Source organism: Comamonas sp. FG99 (genome assembly GCF_057808605.1).
The window spans coordinates 14401-36444 of the sequence record NZ_JBMDII010000024.1 but is presented as its reverse complement, the minus strand read 5'-3'; the positions used below and the strand labels follow the sequence as shown (position 1 = coordinate 36444).

The following is a 22044-nucleotide window of genomic DNA, read 5'->3' as shown; positions in this document are numbered from 1 at the left end:
GTCTTATTCCTCCACCCACTCGAAGCCGGTTGGTATCTGGGATTGCGCGACGGCGCAGGACACCAGGCCCAGCCGCTGGCGCAGCGCGGTGCGCACGCCGCCGCCGCCCGCCGGGCCGCAGCAGTACAGCGCATTGATCTCGCGCGGCAGGCGCTCGGCGGTGGCGCGGTCGGCATGCTGCCAGGCCATGCGCAGGCGCACGTCGTGCGCGGCGCCGGACAGGTCTGCGCCCGCCAGCCAGCGGCTTGCATCGTCGCCCCAGACGCTGGTGACGCCGATCAGGTCGGTGCGCAAAGGGGAAGAGGGCGCAATGCCCTGCAGCCGCGCGGCGATGGTCTGCGCGGCCAGGCGGGCGCGCTCGGCCGCGCGTGCTCCGGCATACGAGATCTCGCCTTCGGCAAACCAGCCCGCGGCATGGCAGACGTTGACCTTCAGCGTCCCGGGCCGTGCATGGCCGCGCACGCCAGTGAGACGCACGCGGCCGGGCGCCACTTGCGCCACCTCGGCCTCGGTGATGTCGGCGATCACGTCGGGCGTCAGGTAGCGGGCCGGGTCGTGGATCTCGTAGAGCAGCTGCTCCTTGACCGTCTGCGGCGTGACGCAGCCGCCCGTGCCCTCGGGCTTGAAGATGGTGCAGCGGCCGTCGGCGTCGATCTCGGCGATGGGATAGCCCAGGCGGTCCAGGCCCGGCACGTCCTTGTAGCCGGGGTCGGCGAAGTAGCCGCCCGTTACCTGCGTGCCGCATTCGAGCAGGTGGCCGGCCATGGTGGCGCGGGCCAGGCGGTCCCAGTCGTTCCAGTCCCAGCCATAGTGGGCCATGGCCGGGCCCACCACCAGCGAGGGGTCGGCCACGCGGCCGCAGACCACGATGTCGGCGCCGGCGGCCAGCGCCTCGGCGATCGGCCGTGCGCCTATGTAGGCATTGGCGCTGACGATGTCGGCCGGCAGCCGCTCGCCCAGCGCCTGTGCCAGCAGCGCGCGCTGCGCGGGGCCGCTCAGGTCGTCGCCATGCACCACCGCGATGCGCGGCGCCCGCGTGCCCAGCGTGCGGGCCAGCGCCGCGATCGTGCACGCCGCGCCCACCGGGTTGGCCGCGCCGAAGTTGCTGACGATGCGGATGCCGTGGGCCAGGCAGTCGGCGAGCACCGGCGCGAGAAAGTCGGGCAGCAGCGGCTCGAAGCCGGCATCGGGGTTCTGGCGCCGCGCCAGCTGGGCCAGCGCCAGCGTGCGTTCGGCCAGGGTCTCGAAGATCAGCACCGCGGGCTGGCGCAGCCGGATCAGCTCTTGCACCACCGGGCCGGCGGCATCCACGCGGTCGCCGGAAAAACCGGCCGCGCAGCCAATGAGCAGGGGCTGCAGGGGCGGCAGGGGTTGTTTGTGTGTGGTCACCTTGGTATCTCCTGAGCCGCACTATAGGCAGCCGGCGCTATGCTGTGAAATCGATAATTGAGATCGATTGATTTGCAATGCGGATGAATATCTCGGCGCGCGACATCAACGCCTTTCTGGCGCTGGCGCAGCACCAGCACTTCACGCGCGCGGCGGCGCAGTGCCATCTGTCGCAGCCGGCGTTCAGCGCGCTGATCCGGGCGCTGGAGGAGACGGTGGGCCTGCGCCTGTTCGAGCGCAGCACGCGCCATGTGCTGCTCACGCCCGAGGGCGAGCGCTTTTTGCAGTCGGCGCTGCGCATCCAGGCCGAGATCGAGGCCTGCCGCCAGGCCATGCGCGACACCGCGCAGCTCAAGCGCGGCCGCGTGGCGATCGCACTGCTGCCGTCGCTGGCGGCGGGCTGGCTGCCGGGCGTGCTGCAGGTTTTTGTGCAGCGCCATCCGGGCGTGGAGCTGGAGATCGCAGATGTGCTGTCCGAGCCCTGCATCGCGCGCGTGGCCGGCGGCGAGGCGGATTTCGCGCTGGCCGCCATCCGCGCCGACACCCCCGAGCTGCAGGCCGAACCCTTTTGCAGCGACGGCTTTCACCTGGTCTGCCGCAGCGACCACCCGCTGGCCGCGCGGCGCCGGCTGCGGCCGGCCGACCTGCGGCATTGGCCCTTCGTGCACCTGGCGCGGCACAGCAGCGTGCGCCAGTACCTGGACGCGGCCTTCTTCCCCGACACCATGCAGACCCTGGTCGAGGTGGAGCAGCTCGCCACCGTGATGGGGCTGGTGGCGGCGGGGCTGGGCATCAGCGTGGTGCCGGCGCTGTCGCTGTTCCATTTCGACAAGCCGGGGCTGGTGACGCGGCCGCTGCCGCTGCCCGAGATGGACCGGCAGATCTACCTGGTACGCCGCCGCGGCGCCAGCCTATCGGTGGCGGCGCAGGCGATGTATGCGCTGGTGCGGGAGATGCGGCCCTGAAGCCGGCATGGGGTTATCCGTCTTTTGATTTATGATTGAAATAAGAATTGTTCTCATAGTTATTGCCCCATGACTCCTGCTTCCCAAGCCGCAGCGTGCCTGCGGCTTTTCGTGCGCGCCGCCGCCGATCAGGCGGCACGGATGATGCCCTGAGGTAAAGAAAGCCAACCATGTCGATGAACAGCCGAACCATCAAGGCCTGGGCCTGGGTGCACAAGTGGAGCAGCATCGTCTGCACCGTCTTCATGCTGCTGCTGTGCCTGACCGGGCTGCCGCTGATCTTCCACCACGAGATCGGCCACTTGCTGGGCACCGAGGTGGAGGCGCCGAAGATGGCGCCCGGCACGCCGCACGCCAGCCTGGACAAGGTGCTCGAAGTGGCGCGCGCCCAGCACCCCGACCGCGTGGTGCAGTTCGCCTCCAAGAGTGAGGACGACGACAACCTCTGGTTCGTCACCCTGACGCCCACGCCGGCGCCCACCGACGACTTCCGCTCGGTGGCCATCGATGCGCGCACCGCCCAGGTGCTGGCGCAGCCGCGCTTCGACCAGGGCTTCATGTACGTGATGCTCAAGCTGCATGTGGATTTGTTCGCGGGCCTGCCCGGCAAGCTCTTCCTCGGGCTCATGGGCCTGCTGCTGCTGGTGGCCATCGTCAGCGGCGTGGTGCTGTACGCGCCCTTCATGCGCAAGCTCGATTTCGGCACCGTGCGGCGCGACAAGCGCACGCGCCTGAAGTGGCTGGACCTGCACAACCTGCTGGGCGTGGTCACGCTGGTGTGGCTCTTCGTGGTGGGCGCCACCGGCATGATCAACACCTGGGCCGACCTGGCCATCAAGTACTGGCAGTACGACCAGCTCGGCGCGCTGCTGGCGCCCTACAAGGGGCAGCCGACGGTGCCGCTGGCCGAGCGCGGCTCGGTGCAGCGCTCGATGGAGGCGGCGCAGGCGCAGGTGCCGCAGTCCAAGCTGTCCTTCATCGCCTTCCCCGGCACGGCCTTCTCCAGTCCGCACCACACGACCTTCTTCCTGCGGGGCAACGAGCCCTTCACCTCGAAGCTGCTGCAGCCGGTGCTGGTCGACGCCAAGACCACCGAAGTCACCGCCGCGCCCAAGCTGCCCTGGTACCTGACCGCCTTGCTGGTATCGCAGCCGCTGCACTTCGGCGACTACGGCGGCATGCCGATGCAGATCATCTGGGCGCTGCTCGATATCGCCACCATCATCGTGCTGGGCAGCGGCCTGTACCTGTGGCTGGGCAAGGGCCGGACCGCGTCCGAGCGCAAGCCTGAAGCAGCCGAAGCCGCGCCGGCCCTGGCAGCAGCACCGCTGGAGACCGCGCCATGAAGCCGCGCCACAACTTCTGGACCCTCTGGGGCTGGCCCATCGCGATGGGCGTGCTCACCGCCATCGGCCTGGTCTCGGCGCTGTTCAGCGACGGCGGCTTCGGCGACATGCTGGCCTGGGCCACGCTGGGCATTCCGACGGTGGCGTGCATCTGGTTCGGCTGGCTGCGGCGCGCGCGCTGAAGTCCGTATTTCGATGCTCGTCGCAGCCAAGGTGCCGACGCTAGTGCCGATAGATGAGGCCGAGGTGCAGTTCTCGGCCATCCGGGCCCAGGGCGCGGGCGGGCAGAATGTCAACAAGGTCTCAAGCGCCGTGCACCTGCGCTACGACATCGCCGCCTCCAGCCTGCCGCAGGAGGTGAAGGAGCGGCTGCGGGCACTGCGCGACAGCCGCATCACGGCCGAAGGCGTGCTCATCATCAAGGCCCAGAGCCACCGCACCCAGGAACTCAATCGCGCCGATGCGCTGGCGCGGCTGCAGGCGCTGGTGGACAGCGTAGCCCGGCCGCCGCGCATCCGCCGCGCCACCAAGCCCACCCGGGCCTCGCAGCGGCGCCGGCTGGAAGGCAAGAGCCAGCGCAGCGAGATCAAGCGGCTGCGCGGCAGCCGCCCGGGGGATTGATGCTGTATTTATTTGATAGCTGGTAGCGCTTGTTGCATAAGGTTTTCAGATATGAATCTATCTGAAAACCTTTGTTGGCAAGCGCTAAAAGCTATGGTTTTTACTTCTTGGCGTCGGCCTTGACCTTCAGGCGCCAGGCGTGCAGCAGCGGCTCGGTGTAGCCCGAAGGCTGTTCCTTGCCCTTGAACACCAGGTCCAGCGCGGCCTGGAAGGCGGCGCCCTGGGGGTTGGCGGCCAGGCTCTTGTAGGCGGGGTCGCCGGCGTTTTGCTCGTCCACCACCTTGGCCATGCGGGCGAAGCTGTCGCGCACCATGGCTTCGCTGACGATGCCGTGGTGCAGCCAGTTGGCGATGTGCTGGCTGGAGATGCGCAACGTGGCGCGGTCTTCCATCAGGCCCACGTTGTGGATGTCGGGCACCTTGGAGCAGCCCACGCCCTGGTCGATCCAGCGCACCACATAGCCCAGGATGCCCTGGACGTTGTTGTCCACTTCCTGCTGCTTCTCGGCGTCGGACCAGCTGGGGTTGGCGGTCACGGGCACCTGCAGGATGGCATTGAGCAGGTTGTCGCGCTCGCCGTCGGCGTTGGTTTTTTCCAGCTCTTGCTGCACCTCGGCCACATTGACCTGGTGGTAGTGCAGCGCGTGCAGCGTGGCGCCGGTGGGCGAGGGCACCCAGGCGGTGTTGGCGCCGGCCTTGGGCTGGGCGATTTTTTGCTCCAGCATGGCCTTCATCAGGTCGGGCATGGCCCACATGCCCTTGCCGATCTGGGCGCGGCCGCGCAGGCCCAGGCCCAGGCCCACCAGCACGTTGTTGCGCTCGTAGGCGGGCAGCCAGGCGCTGCCCTTCATGTCGGCCTTGCGCACCATCGGGCCGGCGTGCATCGCGGTGTGCATCTCGTCGCCGGTGCGGTCCAGGAAGCCGGTGTTGATGAAGGCCACGCGGGCCGGGGCGGCGGCGATCGCGGCCTTCAGGTTCACCGTGGTGCGGCGCTCCTCGTCCATGATGCCCAGCTTGACGGTGTATTCGGGCAGGCCGAGCAGCTTTTCGACGCGGCCGAACAGCTCGTTGGCAAACGCGGCCTCGGCCGGGCCGTGCATCTTGGGCTTGACGATGTAGACGCTGCCCTTGCGGCTGTTCTTGATGCCGTTGGCGCCATGGCCCTTGAGGTCGTGGATGGCGATGGCGGTGGTCACCACCGCGTCGAGGATGCCTTCGGGGATCTCGCGCTGGGCTCCTTGCGCGTCGGTGTACAGGATGGCCGGGTTGGTCATCAGGTGGCCGACGTTGCGCACGAACATCAGCGAGCGGCCGTGCAGCTTGAGCGGCTGGCCGTCGGCACCGGTGTATTCGCGGTCGGCATTCAGGCCGCGGGTCACCGTGCGGCCGCCCTTGTCGAAGGATTCGGTCAGCGTGCCCTTGAGGATGCCCAGCCAGTTGCTGTAGCCCAGCACCTTGTCTTCGGCGTCCACGGCGGCCACGGAGTCTTCCAGGTCGAGGATGGTGGACAGCGCGGCCTCCACCACCACGTCGGACACGCCGGCCGCATCGCTCTTGCCGATGGGGGTGGACTTGTCGATGATGATGTCGATGTGGATGCCGTTGTTCTTCAGCAGCACCGCGCTGGGCGCGGCGGCTTCGCCCTGGTAGCCGACGAACTTGGCCGCGTCCTTCAGGCCGCTCTTGCTGCCGTCCTTGAGCGTCACGGCCAGCTTGCCGCCTTCCACTGCGTAGGCGGTGGCGTCCTTGTGCGAGCCGCTGGCCAGGGGGGCGGCCTGGTCGAGGAAGTTGCGCGCGAACTCGATCACCCTGGCGCCGCGCACGGGGTTGTAGCCCTTGCCCCCCTCGGCCACTTTTGCGGCGCCGCCTTCTTCGCCGATCACATCGGTGCCGTACAGCGCGTCGTACAGCGAACCCCAGCGGGCGTTGGCGGCGTTGAGTGCATAGCGGGCGTTCAGGATCGGCACCACCAGCTGCGGGCCGGCCTGCACCGCCAGCTCGTCGTCCACATTCGCGGTAACGGCCTTGGCGCCCTGCGGCTGCTCGACCAGGTAGCCGATGGTCTCCAGGAACTTGCGGTAGCCGGCCATGTCGGTGATCGGGCCGGGATGGGCCCGGTGCCAGGTGTCCAGCTCGGCCTGCAGGCGGTCGCGCTCGGCCAGCAGCGCGATGTTGCGCGGCGCCAGGTCGGCCACGATGGCGTCGAAGCCGCTCCAGAAGGCCTGGCTGTCCACGCCGGTGCCGGGCAGCACTTGGTTTTCGATGAAGTCGTTCAGGGACTTGGCAACCTGCAGGCGGTGGTGGGTGATGCGGTCGGTCATGGCGTCTACCTCGGATAGGGAAATGGGGGAGAGTGCCATCGCGGGCGGCGGCTTTATATGCCAGTCCATATAGAGCCCATCGATGGCAGCGTGTTACCCAACTGTATTCGATACTTGGGTGATATTCAATTGCGAAAAAGGCGTTTTATAAATGACTTTTTTGAATGTAATCTCCAGATCCCAGGCATGAAAACGGGCCCTTGGGCCCGCTGTGCCTGGCGGCTGCCCGCCTTCGATCGTGAACTTGTTCTTAGTCCCACCAGAAGTACCAGACCTTGGCATTCAGCAGGGTCTCGGCCAGCGCATGGATGGTCTCGGTGCCCTGGTCCACGATGTCGTTGCAATACAGGTACTGCTGCTGGGCCAGCTCCAGCGCGTCGGCGATGGTGGTGGGGGGATGCTGCACCGTCATCTCGATCACGTCGTGCGTCATGCAGGCCACCTGCGCGCCATAGCGTTCGCCCCAGTAGCGCATGAAGGCGGCATGCACATGGGCGGGCGGGCAGGTGTTCCAGCCGCCGAACTTGAGGTAGCAGGGCGCCTGCCAGCTGTGCTTGGTGGGCAGGATGGCGAGGAACACCTCGTCATACGGCTTGCCGTCGGCATCGCTGAAGGCGTTGAAGGCCGGCAGCGCGCCGTCGGGCGCGGCCGCCTCGGCCTCTTCGTTGCCGGGGGCGGGGGCATCGTCGCTGTCGGCGAGCATCAGGTCGTCCAGCGACACGCCGGCCGCAGCGGTCTCGCGCGGGTCGGCCTCGTCGTCGGCATCCTGTTCGAGCTGGGCCTGGGCCAGCCAGGCCTGCGGGTCCACCGCATGCGCCTGACTGACCAGCGCCTGCGGCGAGACCTGGGCCATGTCGGCCATCAGCGCTTCGAGCAATTGCAGCGATTGCTCGTTGCCCAGGATGACGACCGTTCCCTGCTCCTGCTGCCTGAGCTGCTCATAGGTATCCAGCACCTGGGTGCCGGCCACGTCGACCAATTGGTAGGGAAAAGCCATGATCACTCCTTTTCCTCGACTGGGGCCCGGACGCGGGGTTCGGTCCGGGTCATTGCTTCCATGGCAGTGTAGTACCTGCGGCCGGATATGGCTATGCGCAGGCCAGCATGGTCGATCAGAGCGTTTCGCGCTGCCCGAAGCCCTGCAGGGCCGCGGGCGGCGCCTCGCTTACCTCCACGCTGTCCACCCGCGCGGCCGGCGGCCCCTGGCGCGCCCAGTCGATCAGCGCCTGCACCGCCGCGGCGGGGCCGCAGGCCAGGGCCTCGACGCTGCCGTCGCTGCGGTTGCGCACCCAGCCGCCCAGTCCCAGGCGCGTGGCGGCTTCGACCATGGACTGGCGGTAGTACACCTTCTGCACCAGGCCGCGGATGCGCAGCTGGCGGGTGATCGGAGAGGAGATTTCTGGCATAGGCCCGTACTGTAATGCCGGGCGGGGCGCCGGTATGGCATGCTGCGCGCATGAACGCCCCACGGACGGCCGCCGCGCGCAAGGCCTTGCCAGTCATCGATCCCGGCCGCTGTACCGGCTGCGGCTGGTGCGTGGGCGTGTGCCCGCCGCATGTGCTGTCGCTGCAGGTGCCGGAGGGCGCGCGCTGGGGCCCCAAGCGCTCGGTGCTGCACGACGCGCCCGGCTGCACCGGCTGCGCGCTGTGCGCGGTGCGCTGCCCCTTCGATGCGATCAGCATGGTGCGCACCGCAGCGGCGCCCTGAGCCGCCATGAACCGCAGCAAGGCGCTGCACTACCCCGGAACCCGGCCGGGGCGGGCCGTTGATAATAGCCGCTGTGACCCACAGGAACTGGACGGGTTCTTACTTGCAAGCCAAGCTTCATGGACCGGCTCAAACAACTCGAATCTTTTGTTGCGATCGCCACGCGCGGCAGCCTGACGGCCGCCGCCAGGGCAGAGGGAGTGGCACCGGCCATCATGGGCCGGCGCCTGGATGCGCTGGAGGAGCGCCTGGGCGTCAAGCTGCTGGTGCGCACCACGCGCAAGCTGTCGCTCACGCATGAGGGCAGCGCTTTCCTGGAGGACTGCCAGCGCCTGCTGGTGGACCTGGCGAACGTGGAGGCCAGCGTCAGCGCCGGCGGCGTCAAGGCCACCGGGCATCTGCGCATCACCGCGCCCGCGGGCTTCGGCCGCCGCCATGTGGCGCCGCTGGTGCCGCTGTACTGGGAGCGGCACCCCGATGTGACCGTGTCGCTGAACCTCTCCGACCGGGTGGTCGACCTGGCCGGCGAGGGCTTTGACTGCGGCGTGCGGGTGGGCGACTTTCCCGACTCCTCGCTGGTCAGCGTGCGCGTGGGCGACAACCGGCGCCTGTGCGTGGCCACGCCCGAGTACCTGCGGCGCCACGGCACGCCCCAGCATCCGTCGGAGCTGGCGCAGCACCGCTGCCTGACGCTGTCGAGCGACGCATCGCAGACCCGGGGCTGGGCCTTTCGCATACCGGGCGAGGACGGCTCGGCCGAGGTGGTGCATTTCCGTCCCGGCGGGCCGATGGACTGCTCGGACGGCCAGGTGCTGCACGACTGGTGCCTGGGCGGCTGGGGCATCGCCTGGCGCAGCACCTGGGAGGTCGAGGCCGAGGTTGCCGCCGGGCGCCTGGCCGTGGTGCTGGAGGATTTCGCCGCGCCGCCCAACGGCATCCACGTGGTGTTCCCGCAGCGCAAGCACCTGCCGCTCAGGGTGCGGCTGTGGATAGACTTTCTGCGGCATTACTACGAGCAGCCCGAATTCTGGAAACATGGAGTGAATCAATGACATTGGAAGCTGTACTGGCCGCGTTTCACCTGCTGGCCATCCTGACCATGGTGGTGTTCCTGTCGAGCGAGGCGGCGCTGTGCCGCAGCGAATGGATGAATGCCGCGGTGGTGCAGCGGCTGGCGCGGCTGGACCTGATCTACGGCATCGCGGCGGCGGCCGTGCTGGCCACCGGGCTGGCGCGGGTGCTGCTGGGCGCCAAGGGCATGGGCTGGTATGTGTCGCAGCCGCTGTTCCATGTGAAGATCACGCTGTTCGTGGTTGCCGCGCTGATGTCCATCAAGCCCACGCTGGTGATCCGCCGCTGGCTGCGCGAGCTGCAGGGCAACGGCCAATTGCCCGACGGCCAGCAGGTGCTGGCCACGCGCCGCTGGATCATGTGGCAGGCGCACCTGATTCCGGTGATCGCGGTGATCGCCGTCTTCTGGGCACGGGGCATGTAGCCCGGCGCGACCCCTGCCATCATGCATCTCCAGGAGGAAACGACGCCCATGCGCCCTGTATCTGCCCCTCTGTCCCGCGCCGGCGCCATGCTGCGCGGCGCTGCCATCGCCGTGGCGGTGGCGATCGCGGCCGGCTGCGCCCAGCAAGTGCACAAGCCGGCGCCGCCGCCCGGCATCGTCAGCGTCACCTATGCCGATCCGGCCGGCTTCAGCGACACGCGCCGCGGCCCGCCCGAAACCGACAAGGCGCGCCGCGCCTGGCTGGATGCGCTGGCGCTGCACCTGTCCGAGCGCGCCGCTGCCGCCTTGCCCGAGGGCCAGCGGCTGGCGGTGCGCCTCACCGACGTGCAGCGCGCCGGCGGCTTCGAGCCCTGGCGCGGCCCGCAGGCGGGGGATGTGCGCATCGTGCGCGACATCTATCCGCCGCGCATCGATCTCGAATTCAAGCTGCTGGCGGCCGACGGCAGCGTGCTGCGCACCGGCCGGCGCGAGCTGCGCGACACCGGCTTTCTGATGCGCACCGACATGTACCCCGGCGACCCGCTGCGCTTCGAGAAGACGCTGCTCGACGACTGGGTGCGGCGGGAGTGGGGCGGGCGCTGAGCGGCCGCCTGCCGGGTGGCAATCACATGCGGTACTGCATGCTCAGCAGGAACGAGCGCGGCGTGCCGTAGTAGTTGTGGTCGTAGCTGATGGAGCGGAAGTAGCGCCTGTCCGTCAGGTTGCCGATGTTCAGCGCAAGCGACAGCTCCTTGGTGGCCTGCCAGGCCAGGCGCGCATCGAGCACGGCGTAGCCGCCCTGGGTGCGGCCGTAGTAGGCGAAGTCGGACGAGCGGCTTTGCACGCGGATGCCGCCGCCAACGCTCAGCCGGCTCCATGCGCCGGGCAGCCGGTAGCTGGCCCAGACGCGTGCCATGTGCCTGGGCACTCCCGTATTGGCCGAAATGTCGTAGCCGACCGAGGGCACGTCGGCGCTGCGGTAGCGCGTATGCGTATAGGTATAGGAGGAGGCTAGCTGCAGGCCGCGCGCGACTTCGCCGCTGAGCTCCGCCTCCAGGCCCTGGCTGCGCATGAGCGAGGATGCGCGGTAGCAGGTGCCGCCGCACAGCGTGTTGGCCACTTCCTCGGGCACGCTGTCGTCTTGGTAGGCCACGTTCTTTTGCTCGGTGCGGAACAGCGCGAACGAGGCATTGGCCCGCCCGCCGGGCAATTGGCCCTTCAGGCCCAGCTCCCAGGTCTTGCCGGTGACCGGCTGGAGAATCTGGCCCGAGGCATTGCGCTGGGTCTGCGGCTTGAAGATGTCGGCATGGCTGCCATAGACCGACCATTGCCCGTCGAGCTGGTAGATCAGCCCGGCAAACGGCGTGAACTTGCGGCTGGCCTTGGCGGTGCTTTCAGAGTAGCCCCAGGCGCCGTCCGACACATAGGTCTGCTCGAACCATGACAGCCGGGCGCCAAGCACCAGTGACAGTGGCTGGCTCAGTTCATAGCGCGCGCTCGCGTAGATCCCCTTCTTGTCGGAGCGGTAGCCGTCGTCCATGCGGTTGGCGGCCAGGATGTCGGCGCCGCTCGGCTCGGGCGCCGTGGAGCCTTGGTCGTAGCTGCCGCTCAGGCTTTCGAGGTTGCGCTTCCAGCCCCAGATGTCGGTGCTGCGCAGGTGGGAGAAGTTGGCCCCGGCGGTGATGGCCAGCTTGCGGCCCAGCAGCTGCGTGTTGCCGCTGAGGTAGGCGTCGCCGCCGATCTGGCGCGAAAGCATGTCGAAATAGTAGGCGTCGCCGCGCATGGTGTTCGGCGGCCCGAGCCGGCCCGTGCGCAGCAGGTACTTGAGCTCGTTGGCCTCGCGCACGCGCACCAGCGCGGCGTTGAATTTCCAGTCGTTGCCGAAGCGGTGGGCGAGGTCGAGGTACCAGCTGTCCTGGGTCTTGTCGGCCCGGCTCCAGGGCGGGCTCAGGTTGGTGGAGCGCGCATAGGCGGGCATGCTGCCGTCGCCGTAGTTGGGCAGGCCGGTCCAGTCCAGGCTGCCGGCGGGCCTTTCGCGGCTGAAGCCCAGGCCCAGCGTGGTGGCGGGGCCCAGGTCGATGTCCAGTGCCCCATAGGCGGTGCGCTCGCGTGAGTCGTAGTGTTCGCGGAAGGAGTTGGCGCTGTCGTAGTCCAGCACCACGCGGCCGCGAATGGTGCCGCTGGCGTTGAGCGGGCTGCTCAGGTCGGCTTGCGCGCCGCGCTGCTCCCATGAGCCGAGCCTGCCAGTCAGCACGAACTGGCGCTGCGGTGTTGGGCGCTTGCGCACCAGGTTGACCGCGCCCGAGGGGTTGCCGGCGCCTTCGAGCAGGCCCTGTGGGCCGCGCATGATCTCCACGCGGTCGTAGATCGCCAGGCTGCTGTTGAAGGCCGAGCCGCGTGCATAGAGCTGGCGCTCCAGTGGCACTCCGTCGAACTGGTAGCTTTCGATGAAGAAACCGCGCGAATAGAACTGGCCGCCAGGGTCGTTGGCGATCATGCTCACGCCGGGCGCGTTCTGCAGTGCTTGCTTGATGTCGGACAGGCCCTGGTCCTGGATGCGCTGCTGGGTGATGACCGACACCGACTGGGCGATCTCGCGCAGCGATTGTTCGCCCTTGCCGATGGTCACGAGATCCGAGGTATAGGAGCCGGTGCCTTCGGTCGTGCTGCTGTCGCGCAGCGCGGCGGCGGTGACGCGCACTTCGGCCAGGCTGGCTTGCTCGGCAGCTGGCCGCGCCGCGGCGTGCGGTGGTGGCGCAGGCCGCAGCGCCCAGCGGCCCGCTTCGGTATGCACCAGCTCCAGCCCGCTGCCCGCGAGCGCCGCGCGGGCGGCCTGCTCGGCGGTGTAGCTGCCATGGATGGCGGGGGCGCTGCGGCCGCGCACCAAGTCTGCATCGATGCTCAGCTGCTGGCCGCTGCCTGCGGCAATGCGGGCGAGCGCGCTGCCCAGCGGCTGGGCGGGCAGGTTGTAGTTCTGGCGGGTTTGCGCGTGGGCGGCCACGGCGCAGGCAAGCACGGCGGCAATGGCCAGCGGGCGCGGCAGAAAGGTCCGGATGGCAGGCATGAAGTCCTCGGGAATGTTGGATGACAAAGGGTTCCGAGGGGTTTGTCGGCCGAGCGCGAAAAAGTGCTCAAATTTCTCCGCGGCGCCAAAGGCGCTCGCATGCTTGCAGTGGCGCCTATTCGATCACCACCAGCCATCCGCGCTGGTATGTGCGCAAGGTGATGGGCAGGGTTTCGGCCAGTGCGGCGAGCGCCTGGCCGGTGTCATCGAGCGTATAGCTGCCGTAGACGCGCAGCGCCGCCGCGCGCGGCGAGATGCGGATGAAACCGGCGCGCCAGGGGCGCAGCAGCGCGATCACTTCACCCAGCGGCTGGTCGTGCACTTCCAGCAGGCCGCGCCGCCAGGCGCTCGCCGCCGAGGGGGATGCTTCGTCCAGCGCCACGCCCTGCGGGCCGAAACGTGCGCCCTGGCCGGCATCCAGCTCCAGCTGCCGGCCGTTGGTGGCGGTCACCTCGCTGCGGTGCGCGAGCATGCCCACGTAGCTGTCGATGTCGCCTCGGCGCAGCACGAAGCGCGTGCCCAGCGCGCGCACCTGGCCATGGACGGTGCGCACGACGAAAGGCGCGCCGCCGTGCCGGCCGGCTGGGGCGGCGTCGGCGATCAGCGCGCCCTCGCGCAGCGTGACCACGCGGCGGCCGGGGCCGAAGTCGATATCGGCCGCCGAGCGCGCGGCCAGCTGCACCGTGCTGCCGTCGGGCAGCGTGAAATCGCGCCGCTCGCCGGTGCCGGTGCGCAGGTCGGCGGCCAGCTGCGCCAGCGGGGTGTATCGATTGGCGGTCAGCAGCGCCGCTGTCGCCGCGGTGGTGACGCCGCCCAGCGCCAGTGCGCCGCGCAGCATGCGGCGGCGCCCCTGGACGCGGGTTTCGGCGCGGGCCAGGGCCGCGCTCAATGGGCCAGCAGCGCCGGGCGTGCGCGCAGCCACGGCACGGGCGGGGGCCAAGGCCTCGCTGAGCGGGCCGGCCAGGGCTTCCCAGGCGGAACGGTGGCCGGGCACGTCCAGCCAGGCATTGAAATCGGCGCGCTCGGCATCGCTGACCGCGCCGGAATTGAGCGTCACCAGCCAGGCGATGGCGGCCTCGGTCGCGTCGGCCTGCGTGCTGGCGCTCATGGGCGCGGGTGCGGCAGGCCAATGCCGGCATCCTGGCGCGCCAGGGCCAGCGCGATGCGGCGAAAGCCCTCGGCCATGTGGCGGCGCACGGTGCTGTGCGATATCCCTAATGCAGCGGCGATGGCGTGGTAGCTCTGCCCCTCGACCTGGCTGAGCAGGAAGGCCTGGCGCGCCTTGAGCGGCAAACCGTCCAGCGCGTGGACGATGTGTTCCAGCGTCTCCAGCAGCACGGCCCGGTCTTCGGGCGATGGGGCCGTCTCCTCGGGGTGCTGCGCCAGCGCGTCCAGGTAGGCCTGCTCCAGCTCGCGCCGGCGCCACAGCGAAAACAGCAGGCGCTTGGCGATGGTGGTGAGAAATGCCCGCGGCTCCTTCACATCCACCGGCTGGCGCGCGGCGATGACGCGCAAAAATGTCTCGGCGGCCACATCCTGCGCCTCGGCGGTATTGCGCAGCCGTGCCTGCAGCCGCGACAGCAGCCAGGCGTGGTGGCCGGCATAGAGCTGCTGCGCCTGTTGCATCGGACTGCAGGGCGGACTCGGCAAGGACATGGGGATAGGCTGCTTTGCAAATGAGAATTGTTACTATTTTATGGGTTTTTATCCGTGCCGCCGCAGGCAACCCCATACCTGGGCGGCAGGACATGGTGCGGCCACGTAAAATCCCGTGATGCTCTCCGTCAAACAGGAATTGCTCGCGGCCCTGGCCGCGGAGCTTGAAAAACTATCGCCCGGCGCTGGCGCGCGCGCCGCATTTGAAAACCCCAAGGTGGCGGCCCATGGCGACTTTGCCTGCACGGCGGCCATGCAGCTGGCCAAGCCGCTGAAGGCCAACCCGCGCGCGCTGGGCGAGCAGCTCAAGACCGCGCTGGAGGCTACCGCAGCCTTCCAGCAGTGGGTGCAGGGCATAGAGATCGCCGGCCCGGGCTTTTTGAACATCCGCCTCAAGCCCGCCGCCAAGCAGCAGGCGGTGCGCGAGGTACTGGCGCAGGGCGAGCGCTTTGGCTTCCAGCCCGCGCGCGGCGAGAAGATCCTGGTCGAGTTCGTCTCGGCCAACCCCACCGGCCCGCTGCACGTGGGCCACGGCCGCCAGGCCGCGCTGGGCGACGCGATCTGCCACCTGTACGCCACCCAGGGCTGGGATGTGCACCGCGAGTTCTACTACAACGACGCCGGCGTGCAGATCGACACGCTGACCAAGAGCACGCAGCTGCGCGCCCGGGGCTTCAAGCCCGGCGACGAGTGCTGGCCCACCGACCCGGAGAATCCGGCCAGCAAGGCCTTCTACAACGGCGACTACATCCAGGACATCGCGAACGACTTCCTGGCCGGCAAGAGCGTCAAGGCCGACGACCGCGAATTCACCGCCAACGGCGACGTGGCCGACTACGACAACGTGCGCCAGTTCGCGGTGGCCTACCTGCGCAACGAGCAGGACAAGGACCTGCAGGCCTTCAACCTCAAATTCGACGAGTACTACCTCGAATCCAGCCTCTACACCTCGGGCCGGGTCGAGAAGACCGTGCAGCGCCTGGTGGCCAACGGCCATACCTACGAGCAGGACGGCGCGCTGTGGCTCAAGTCCACCGACTACGGCGACGACAAGGACCGGGTGATGCGCAAGAAGGACGGCAGCTACACCTACTTCGTGCCCGACGTGGCCTACCACATCGCCAAGTGGGAGCGGGGCTTCCACAAGGTGGTCAACATCCAGGGCACCGACCACCACGGCACCATCGCGCGCGTGCGCGCCGGCCTGCAGGCTGCAGGCGTCGGCATTCCCCAGGGCTATCCCGACTACGTGCTGCACACCATGGTGCGGGTCGTCAAGGGTGGCGAAGAGGTCAAGATCAGCAAGCGCGCGGGCAGCTACGTCACGCTGCGCGATTTGATCGAGTGGACCAGCAAGGACGCGGTGCGCTTCTTCCTGCTCAGCCGCAAGCCCGACACCGATTACACCTTCGACGTCGACCTGGCGGTGGCGCAGAACAACGACAACCCGGTGTACTACGTGCAGTACGCCCATGCGCGCATCTGCTCGGTGCTGCGGGGCTGGCAAGAGCAGGGCGGCGCGGGCGCCGGGGCGCTGCAGGGGGTGGACCTGTCCGCGCTCGAAGGCCCGCAGGCCCAGGCGCTGATGCTGCAGCTGGCCCGGTATCCCGAGATGCTCACCGCCGCCGCCAGCGACAACGCGCCGCACGATGTAACTTTTTATTTGCGCGACTTGGCGGCCTGCTATCACAGTTACTATGACGCCGAACGCATCCTGGTGGACGACGAGGCTGTCAAGCTGGCGCGCCTGGCCCTGGTGGCCGCCACCGCACAGGTGCTGCGCAACGGGCTGGCCACGCTGGGCGTCAGTGCGCCGGAGCGCATGTAATTGCAGAGAGAAACGAGACCGTTCATGCGACAACATCAACGCGGGGGAACCATTCTGGGGCTGATCCTGGGCCTGCTCGTCGGCCTGGGGGCTGCGCTGGCGGTGGCCATCTACGTCACCAACGTGCCGGTGCCCTTTGTCAACAAAGGTGGCGTGCGCACCGACGCCAAGGACAAGGAAGAGCAGCAGCGCAATCAGAACTGGGACCCGAACTCGCCCCTGTACGGCAAGAACCCCGCGCGCAGCAGCACGCCCGCGGTGCAGGGCGTGGTGGTGCCCGATCCGCCCAAGCCCGGCGCCGACACCGCGCCGCCGCCGCCGGCCGTGGCGACCAAGCCCGAGGTGGTGCTGCCCGACACCAAGCCGGGCGCGGCCAAGACGGCCGACAAGGCCAGCGACAAGCCCACAGACAAGGCGGGCGACAAGACCGCCGTTGCCAAGCTCGATCCCAAGGCCGGCCAGTCGGCCGATCCGCTGGGCGACCTGGCCAAGTCGCGCGGCGCCGCTGGCGCCGCCGATCCCTACCAGTATTTCGTGCAGGCGGGGGCTTTTCGTACCCAGAACGACGGCGAGGCGCAGCGCGCCAAGCTGGCGATGATGGGCTGGGAGGCCAGGGTCACCGAGCGCGAGGTGAACGGCCGCGTGGTGTACCGCGTGCGGGTGGGCCCCTTCGCCAAGCGCGACGATGCCGACGGCCTCAAGGGCAAGCTCGATGGCGCTGGCGTCGATGCGCAGATCGTGCGCGTGCAGCGTTGAACTTTTTCGCTGGCCCCCGCTCCCATAGCCACTACCGCACCAGGAGAAAGCTTTTTATGAAACGCCGTGATTTCTCGTTGACCGCCGCTTCGGTGGCGGCCGCATCCCTGGCCCTGCCGACGCAGGGCGCCTTGGCCCAGGCCAAGTTCAAGGAGGGCAAGGACTATGTCAAGCTGCGCACGCCGGTCAATCCCGAGGCGCCCGCCGGCAAGGTCGACGTGATCGAATTCTTCTGGTACAGCTGCCCGCACTGCAACGCCTTCGAGCCCGAGTTCGAGGCCTGGGCGAAGAACGCGCCCAAGAACCTGCAGGTGCGCCGCGTGCCGATCGCGTTCAACAACACCTTCGTGCCGCAGCAGAAGATCTACTACACGCTGGAGACCATGGGCAAGATCCCCGAGGTGCATGTCAAGGTGTTCCACGCCATCCATGTGGAGCGCCAGCGCCTGAACAAGGACGACGAGATCTTCGCCTTCATGGAAAAGCAGGGCCTGGACATGGCCAAGTTCAAGGAGGTCTACGGCTCCTTCTCGGTGGCCAACCAGGTGCGCAAGGCCACCCAGCTGCAGGACGCCTATGGTGTCGAGGGCGTGCCCGCGATGGGCGTGGCCGGCAAGTACTACACCGACGGCACCCGCGCCGGCTCGATGACCAATGTGCTGCAGGTGGTGGAATACCTGGCGGCGCAGTCCAAGTCGTAAATCTCTGGAATCGCCAAGGATTGCCAAGGCCCAAAGCCCGCGTCAGCGGGCTTTGGGCTTTTTCCGCGGGCCGCGGCGACACGAAGTGAACAGGCCTTGGGGCCATTTCCGGTGAAGGCGCCGGGCAGGCTGGCTACAATCGGCGGAGCAAAAAACATGCCGCGTATGAAGATTCGTTTCATTTCTGGGGTTCTCGCTTTGGCCATGCTGGCCTGGGGCGGTGGTGCGCATGCGGAAAAAGCCGACCGCATGAAGCCCATGAACATCGAGGCCGACGAGGGCCAGCACGACGAGCTCAAGCAGACCAGCGTGTTCACCGGCAATGTGGTGGTGACCAAGGGCACCATCGTCATCCGCGGTGCCAAGCTGGAGGTCAGCCAGGACCGCGACGGCTACCAGCGCGGCGTGGTCACGGCCGGCGCCGGCAAGCTGGCGTTCTTCCGCCAAAAGCGCGATACCCTGCCGGGCGCGCCCGCCGAGTACATCGAGGGCGAGGGCGAGGTCATCACCTACGACGGCCGCGACGACACCGTGCACCTGAACCGCCGGGCCGAGCTGCGGCGCTACCGCGAAACCACGCTGACCGACCAGGTCAGCGGCTCGGTGATCGTCTACAACAACCTGAGCGACACCTTCACCGTCAACGGGCAGAAATCCGCGCAGGCCAGCGAGCCCAAGCCGGGCGCCAAGAGCGGCGGCCGGGTGCGCGTGATGCTGTCGCCCAAGGATTCGCAGGGCGCGGGTAGCGGTGGCAGCGGGGGTGGCAGCGGCGCCAAGCCGGCCGCGCCGCCCGCTGCCGGGCCTGGCACGCAGCTGCGCTCCAGCCCGCAGCTCAATGAAGGGGCGAAATAATCGTGGCGGAGCCTGTCAGCACCATCGCGGTGCGCGAATTGGCCGCCGGCAGCGACCTGAGCTGCCTGGAGGCGCGGCACCTGCAGAAGTCCTACGGCAGCCGCAAGGTGGTCAAGGACGTGTCGCTGTCCGTGCGCAAGGGCGAGGTCGTGGGCCTGCTGGGGCCCAACGGCGCCGGCAAGACCACCTCGTTCTACATGATCGTCGGCCTGGTGCGCAGCGACGCGGGCGACATCCTGATCGACGGCCACTCGGTGGCCAACATGCCCATCCACCAGCGTTCGCAGCTGGGGCTGTCGTACCTGCCGCAGGAGGCATCGATCTTCCGCAAGCTCAGCGTCGAGGACAATGTGCGCGGCGTGCTGGAGCTGCAGCGCGACGAAGGCGGCCGGGCCTTGCCGCGCAGCGAGATCGAGCGCCGCCTGACCTCGCTGCTGCAGGAGCTGCGCGTGGAGCACCTGCGCGAATCGCCGGCGGTGGCGCTGTCCGGCGGCGAGCGCCGGCGCGTGGAGATCGCCCGGGCGCTGGCCACGCAGCCGCGCTTCATCCTGCTGGACGAGCCGTTCGCCGGCATCGATCCGATCGCGGTGATCGAGATCCAGCGCATCGTCGGCTTTCTGAAGGACCGCGGCATCGGCGTGCTCATCACCGACCACAACGTGCGCGAGACCCTGGGCATCTGCGACCACGCCTGCATCATCAGCGATGGGCGGGTGCTGGCGCAGGGCACGCCGCAGGAGATCGTCGAGAACGCCGATGTGCGCCGGGTGTACCTGGGCGAGCACTTCCGCATGTGATCCGAGCGGGCCTGTAGAGTCGTGTCCATGATGCCCGGCCTGTCGCTCAAGGTTTCGCAGAACCTGACGCTGACCCCGCAATTGCAGCAGTCCATCCGGCTGCTGCAGCTGTCCACCCAGGAGCTGCAGCAGGAAGTGGAGCAGATGCTCGACGAGAATCCGTTCCTGGAGCGGGCCGAGGATGAGGCCGAGACAGCGGCGGAAGCCGCGCCGCGCGAGCCGGCCGCCGACGAGGTTGCTTCTGATTTTGTAGCTGATAGCGTGCGTGAGACAAGCGCCACCGCCGAGTTCGATGCCGAACCCGTGGCCGAGGTCAGCGCCGAAGCCCTGCCCTGGGAGGGCGACGACGGCCGCGACACCGCCACCGACGACTGGGGCGGCGACATGCCGGCGCGCGGCGCCGGCAGCGACGACGAGGACTACTCCGCCCTCGACCACACCCATGCCCACGAGTCGCTGCAGGACGCGCTGCACCGCCAGGCGCTGGCGCTGCGGCTGTCGCCCGAGGACCGGGCCGCGCTGTATTTCCTGATCGAATCGCTTTCGGACGACGGCTATCTCGAAGAGCCGCTGGTCGAGCTGGCCGGAAACCTGGCCGACGCGGAGGATGCCGAGGCGCTGGACACCGTGATGCACCACCTGACGGTGGCGCTGCGCCTGTTGCAGAGCATGGAGCCGGTGGGCGTGGGCGCGCGCAACCTGCAGGAATGCCTGGTGCTGCAGATCAAGGCGCTGCAGCGCGGCCGGCACAAGAGTGCCGAGGCGCTGGAGACGGCCCTGCTGGTCTGCCATGAGTCGCTCGATCTGCTGGCGCGCCGCGATGTGCGCAAGCTGGTGCAGCTCACCGGCTGCAAGGAGGCGGTGGTGCGCGAGGCCATGGCGCTGATCGCCGGGCTGGAGCCGCGCCCGGGGCGCCCCTACGCCAACGTGGAGCGCAACGTGATCGTGCCCGACGTGATCGTGCGCCCGGGCGCCGCCGCGCGCGCCGGCCAGGCGCCGCAGTGGCGGGTGCAGCTCAACCCCGAGGTGATGCCCAAGCTGCGCGTGCACGATCTCTATGCCAGCGCCATGCGCGGCCACAAGGGCGAGCAGGGCCATGCCGGCATGCAGCAGCGCCTGCAGGAGGCGCGCTGGTTCATCAAGAACATCCAGCAGCGCTTCGACACCATCCTGCGCGTGTCGCAAGCCATCGTGGAGCGGCAGAAGAACTTCTTCGTGCACGGCGAGCTGGCCATGCGCCCCATGGTGCTGCGCGAGATCGCCGACGAGCTGGGCCTGCACGAATCCACCATCAGCCGCGTGACCACGGCCAAGTACATGGCCACGCCGCAGGGCACCTTCGAGCTCAAGTACTTCTTCGGCTCGGGCCTGGGCACCGAGGCTGGCGGCAGCGCGTCCAGCACCGCGGTCAAGGCGCTGATCAAGCAGCTGCTCGATGCCGAGAATCCGAACAAGCCGCTGTCGGACAGCAAGATCGCCGAGCTGCTGCAGCAGCAGGGCATCGAATGCGCGCGCCGCACCGTGGCCAAGTACCGCGAGGCGCTGCGGATACCGCCGGCCAACCTGCGCAAGACGCTGTAGTCACAGCACCATCTGCTGCCCGGCCTGCAGCATGGCGTCGCGGAACTCCTGCGTCAGCGCCGACAGATGGCCTTGCTCGCGCCACAGCAGCGCCAAGTCGTGCTGCCAGCGCATGCCTTCGCCCGCCAGGCCCACCAGCCCGGCGCCTTCTGGCTGGCCCAGCGTGTGCGATGGCAGCATGCCGATCAGGTCGGTGTGGCGCAGCAGCTCGGTGAAGGCGAGCTGCGAGCCATTGCTCTCCACCGCGATGCGCGGCAGCGGCAGCCCCAGCCGCACGAAGCGCTGGTTCAGCCATTGCCGCAGGTAGATCGAGCTGGCGGGCACGATCCAGCGCTCGCGCGCCAGGTCGGCAAAGCCGCGCAGCTCCTGCAGGCGCGGATGGCTGGCGCTGACCGCGATCTGCACCTGCAGCGCGCCAATGGGCGCGACCGCGATCCCGGCGGGGATCTCGTCCGGGATCGAGGCGCACACCAGATCGACCTCGCCGGTCTGCAGCTGCGCCAGCAGGTGGGGGCTCAGGCTGGTGGAGACCGAAAAGGTGGCCAGCGGGCGCGATGCCAGGAAGCGGCGCATCACCGGCGACACCAGGCTGGGCAGCAGGTGCGGCAGTGTGGCCAGGCGTACCTTGCCGGCGCGCGCGGCGTGCATGTCGCCCATCTCGGCATGCATCGCGTCGAGCGTGATCGAGATGTTCTGCGCGTACTTGGCGAAAGTGCGGCCCAGCTCGGTGAGCGCGATGCCCTGGCGCGAGCGCTCGAACAGCCTGAGCCCGGTCTCGGCCTCGAGCCGGGCCAGGGTCTTGGTCAGCGTCGACTGCGACACGCCCAGCTCGGCGGCGGCCTGGTTCAGGCTGGGAAAGCGGGTGACCGCCTGGAAGGTCTGCAGGTCTTCGATGCGCATGGTGGTATCCCGGATATTCTCACAAGGCATTGCAATGCCAGCTTGTGGGAATTACTGATAACGGA

Annotated in this window: 22 protein-coding genes; 14 read left to right on the top strand and 8 right to left on the bottom strand. The window is 68.5% G+C overall.

The genetic code is table 11. The annotated features are described in order from the left end of the window. Window positions 1-3 precede the first annotated feature (3 nt). Complete coding sequence (locus tag ACODRX_RS16585; protein ID WP_488872631.1) at window positions 4-1389, bottom strand: acyclic terpene utilization AtuA family protein; 1386 nt, start codon at window positions 1387-1389, stop codon at window positions 4-6. Between the two features lie 83 nt (window positions 1390-1472). On the opposite strand from ACODRX_RS16585, the gene ACODRX_RS16580 reads away from it, so the two are divergent. The 4 genes from ACODRX_RS16580 to arfB all read left to right on the top strand — a co-directional run bounded on the left by ACODRX_RS16580 (window position 1473) and on the right by arfB (window position 4321). Continuing rightward, on the top strand, window positions 1473-2354 hold the full coding sequence (locus ACODRX_RS16580) for a LysR family transcriptional regulator (protein ID WP_488872685.1): 882 nt from the start codon (window positions 1473-1475) through the stop codon (window positions 2352-2354). A gap of 176 nt (window positions 2355-2530) precedes the next feature. Further along, window positions 2531-3700 carry a PepSY-associated TM helix domain-containing protein gene (locus ACODRX_RS16575; protein WP_488872684.1) on the top strand — a complete coding sequence of 390 codons (1170 nt, stop codon included), beginning with the start codon at window positions 2531-2533 and terminating at the stop codon, window positions 3698-3700. Then, window positions 3697-3882, top strand: coding sequence for a hypothetical protein (locus ACODRX_RS16570; protein WP_488872630.1), 186 nt, complete (start codon window positions 3697-3699; stop codon window positions 3880-3882). The genes ACODRX_RS16575 and ACODRX_RS16570 overlap by 4 nt, the downstream gene beginning before the upstream one ends. Window positions 3883-3895: 13 nt before the next feature. Next, window positions 3896-4321 (top strand): alternative ribosome rescue aminoacyl-tRNA hydrolase ArfB, encoded by a 426-nt coding sequence (arfB, locus tag ACODRX_RS16565; RefSeq protein WP_488872629.1) that lies wholly within the window; start codon window positions 3896-3898, stop codon window positions 4319-4321. 100 nt (window positions 4322-4421) lie between these two features. On the opposite strand, the gene ACODRX_RS16560 is transcribed toward arfB, so the two are convergent. From ACODRX_RS16560 to ACODRX_RS16550, 3 genes are all read right to left on the bottom strand, one after another. Beyond that, window positions 4422-6641, bottom strand: a complete 2220-nt coding sequence (locus tag ACODRX_RS16560) for a malate synthase G (RefSeq protein WP_488872628.1) — start codon at window positions 6639-6641, stop codon at window positions 4422-4424. Window positions 6642-6891: 250 nt separating this feature from the next. Beyond that, a complete protein-coding gene (locus ACODRX_RS16555) occupies window positions 6892-7638 on the bottom strand; it encodes a DUF4253 domain-containing protein (RefSeq protein ID WP_488872627.1) in 747 nt (248 codons plus the stop codon). 115 nt (window positions 7639-7753) lie between these two features. After that, the gene (locus tag ACODRX_RS16550) at window positions 7754-8047 is read right to left on the bottom strand and encodes an acylphosphatase (protein WP_488872626.1); all 294 of its coding nucleotides are present in this window, start codon (window positions 8045-8047) and stop codon (window positions 7754-7756) included. Between the two features lie 50 nt (window positions 8048-8097). On the opposite strand from ACODRX_RS16550, the gene ACODRX_RS16545 reads away from it, so the two are divergent. The 4 genes from ACODRX_RS16545 to ACODRX_RS16530 all read left to right on the top strand — a co-directional run bounded on the left by ACODRX_RS16545 (window position 8098) and on the right by ACODRX_RS16530 (window position 10447). Continuing rightward, entirely contained in the window at window positions 8098-8349 is a 252-nt protein-coding gene (locus ACODRX_RS16545) for an ATP-binding protein (protein ID WP_488872625.1), read from the top strand. A 119-nt stretch (window positions 8350-8468) separates the two neighbouring features. Then, the gene (locus ACODRX_RS16540) at window positions 8469-9401 is read left to right on the top strand and encodes a LysR family transcriptional regulator (protein WP_488872624.1); all 933 of its coding nucleotides are present in this window, start codon (window positions 8469-8471) and stop codon (window positions 9399-9401) included. After that, on the top strand, window positions 9398-9844 hold the full coding sequence (locus ACODRX_RS16535; protein WP_488872623.1) for a DUF2214 family protein: 447 nt from the start codon (window positions 9398-9400) through the stop codon (window positions 9842-9844). The genes ACODRX_RS16540 and ACODRX_RS16535 overlap by 4 nt, the downstream gene beginning before the upstream one ends. A 48-nt stretch (window positions 9845-9892) precedes the next feature. Continuing rightward, entirely contained in the window at window positions 9893-10447 is a 555-nt protein-coding gene (locus tag ACODRX_RS16530; protein WP_488872622.1) for a DUF3016 domain-containing protein, read from the top strand. 22 nt (window positions 10448-10469) lie between these two features. On the opposite strand, the gene ACODRX_RS16525 is transcribed toward ACODRX_RS16530, so the two are convergent. From ACODRX_RS16525 to ACODRX_RS16515, 3 genes are all read right to left on the bottom strand, one after another. After that, window positions 10470-12908, bottom strand: coding sequence for a TonB-dependent siderophore receptor (locus tag ACODRX_RS16525; protein ID WP_488872621.1), 2439 nt, complete (start codon window positions 12906-12908; stop codon window positions 10470-10472). Between the two features lie 115 nt (window positions 12909-13023). Further along, complete coding sequence (locus tag ACODRX_RS16520) at window positions 13024-14016, bottom strand: FecR family protein (RefSeq protein ID WP_488872620.1); 993 nt, start codon at window positions 14014-14016, stop codon at window positions 13024-13026. Beyond that, window positions 14013-14564, bottom strand: coding sequence for a sigma-70 family RNA polymerase sigma factor (locus ACODRX_RS16515; protein ID WP_488872619.1), 552 nt, complete (start codon window positions 14562-14564; stop codon window positions 14013-14015). The genes ACODRX_RS16520 and ACODRX_RS16515 overlap by 4 nt, the downstream gene beginning before the upstream one ends. Before the next feature lie 118 nt (window positions 14565-14682). On the opposite strand from ACODRX_RS16515, the gene argS reads away from it, so the two are divergent. The 6 genes from argS (at window position 14683) to ACODRX_RS16485 (ending at window position 21079) form a co-directional block, all read left to right on the top strand. Next, entirely contained in the window at window positions 14683-16392 is a 1710-nt protein-coding gene (gene argS / locus ACODRX_RS16510; protein ID WP_488872618.1) for an arginine--tRNA ligase, read from the top strand. A gap of 24 nt (window positions 16393-16416) precedes the next feature. After that, the gene (locus ACODRX_RS16505; RefSeq protein ID WP_488872617.1) at window positions 16417-17148 is read left to right on the top strand and encodes an SPOR domain-containing protein; all 732 of its coding nucleotides are present in this window, start codon (window positions 16417-16419) and stop codon (window positions 17146-17148) included. Window positions 17149-17204: 56 nt separating this feature from the next. Continuing rightward, the gene (locus tag ACODRX_RS16500) at window positions 17205-17849 is read left to right on the top strand and encodes a thiol:disulfide interchange protein DsbA/DsbL (RefSeq protein WP_488872616.1); all 645 of its coding nucleotides are present in this window, start codon (window positions 17205-17207) and stop codon (window positions 17847-17849) included. 165 nt (window positions 17850-18014) lie between these two features. Continuing rightward, the gene (gene lptA / locus ACODRX_RS16495) at window positions 18015-18701 is read left to right on the top strand and encodes a lipopolysaccharide transport periplasmic protein LptA (RefSeq protein ID WP_488872615.1); all 687 of its coding nucleotides are present in this window, start codon (window positions 18015-18017) and stop codon (window positions 18699-18701) included. 2 nt (window positions 18702-18703) lie between these two features. After that, on the top strand, window positions 18704-19498 hold the full coding sequence (lptB, locus tag ACODRX_RS16490) for an LPS export ABC transporter ATP-binding protein (protein WP_488872614.1): 795 nt from the start codon (window positions 18704-18706) through the stop codon (window positions 19496-19498). A 27-nt stretch (window positions 19499-19525) separates the two neighbouring features. Further along, complete coding sequence (locus ACODRX_RS16485) at window positions 19526-21079, top strand: RNA polymerase factor sigma-54 (RefSeq protein ID WP_488872613.1); 1554 nt, start codon at window positions 19526-19528, stop codon at window positions 21077-21079. Here ACODRX_RS16485 and ACODRX_RS16480 read toward each other — a convergent pair whose 3' ends face one another. Then, window positions 21080-21979 (bottom strand): LysR family transcriptional regulator, encoded by a 900-nt coding sequence (locus ACODRX_RS16480; protein ID WP_488872612.1) that lies wholly within the window; start codon window positions 21977-21979, stop codon window positions 21080-21082. Between the last annotated feature and the right edge of the window lie 65 nt (window positions 21980-22044).

Excerpts from the sequence above, each read along its gene's own strand:
- ACODRX_RS16560 (WP_488872628.1), bottom strand. The coding sequence starts at position 6,641 with ATGACCGACCGCATCACCCACCACCGCCTGCAGGTTGCCAAGTCCCTG.
- ACODRX_RS16570 (WP_488872630.1), top strand. The coding sequence starts at position 3,697 with ATGAAGCCGCGCCACAACTTCTGGACCCTCTGGGGCTGGCCCATCGCG.
- ACODRX_RS16535 (WP_488872623.1), top strand. The coding sequence starts at position 9,398 with ATGACATTGGAAGCTGTACTGGCCGCGTTTCACCTGCTGGCCATCCTG.
- ACODRX_RS16575 (WP_488872684.1), top strand. The coding sequence starts at position 2,531 with ATGAACAGCCGAACCATCAAGGCCTGGGCCTGGGTGCACAAGTGGAGC.
- ACODRX_RS16580 (WP_488872685.1), top strand. The coding sequence starts at position 1,473 with ATGAATATCTCGGCGCGCGACATCAACGCCTTTCTGGCGCTGGCGCAG.
- ACODRX_RS16500 (WP_488872616.1), top strand. The coding sequence starts at position 17,205 with ATGAAACGCCGTGATTTCTCGTTGACCGCCGCTTCGGTGGCGGCCGCA.
- lptA (WP_488872615.1), top strand. The coding sequence starts at position 18,015 with ATGAAGATTCGTTTCATTTCTGGGGTTCTCGCTTTGGCCATGCTGGCC.
- ACODRX_RS16545 (WP_488872625.1), top strand. The coding sequence starts at position 8,098 with ATGAACGCCCCACGGACGGCCGCCGCGCGCAAGGCCTTGCCAGTCATC.
- ACODRX_RS16530 (WP_488872622.1), top strand. The coding sequence starts at position 9,893 with ATGCGCCCTGTATCTGCCCCTCTGTCCCGCGCCGGCGCCATGCTGCGC.
- ACODRX_RS16540 (WP_488872624.1), top strand. The coding sequence starts at position 8,469 with ATGGACCGGCTCAAACAACTCGAATCTTTTGTTGCGATCGCCACGCGC.
- ACODRX_RS16485 (WP_488872613.1), top strand. The coding sequence starts at position 19,526 with ATGATGCCCGGCCTGTCGCTCAAGGTTTCGCAGAACCTGACGCTGACC.
- ACODRX_RS16525 (WP_488872621.1), bottom strand. The coding sequence starts at position 12,908 with ATGCCTGCCATCCGGACCTTTCTGCCGCGCCCGCTGGCCATTGCCGCC.
- arfB (WP_488872629.1), top strand. The coding sequence starts at position 3,896 with ATGCTCGTCGCAGCCAAGGTGCCGACGCTAGTGCCGATAGATGAGGCC.
- ACODRX_RS16520 (WP_488872620.1), bottom strand. The coding sequence starts at position 14,016 with ATGAGCGCCAGCACGCAGGCCGACGCGACCGAGGCCGCCATCGCCTGG.
- ACODRX_RS16550 (WP_488872626.1), bottom strand. The coding sequence starts at position 8,047 with ATGCCAGAAATCTCCTCTCCGATCACCCGCCAGCTGCGCATCCGCGGC.
- ACODRX_RS16555 (WP_488872627.1), bottom strand. The coding sequence starts at position 7,638 with ATGGCTTTTCCCTACCAATTGGTCGACGTGGCCGGCACCCAGGTGCTG.
- argS (WP_488872618.1), top strand. The coding sequence starts at position 14,683 with ATGCTCTCCGTCAAACAGGAATTGCTCGCGGCCCTGGCCGCGGAGCTT.
- ACODRX_RS16480 (WP_488872612.1), bottom strand. The coding sequence starts at position 21,979 with ATGCGCATCGAAGACCTGCAGACCTTCCAGGCGGTCACCCGCTTTCCC.
- ACODRX_RS16505 (WP_488872617.1), top strand. The coding sequence starts at position 16,417 with ATGCGACAACATCAACGCGGGGGAACCATTCTGGGGCTGATCCTGGGC.
- ACODRX_RS16515 (WP_488872619.1), bottom strand. The coding sequence starts at position 14,564 with ATGTCCTTGCCGAGTCCGCCCTGCAGTCCGATGCAACAGGCGCAGCAG.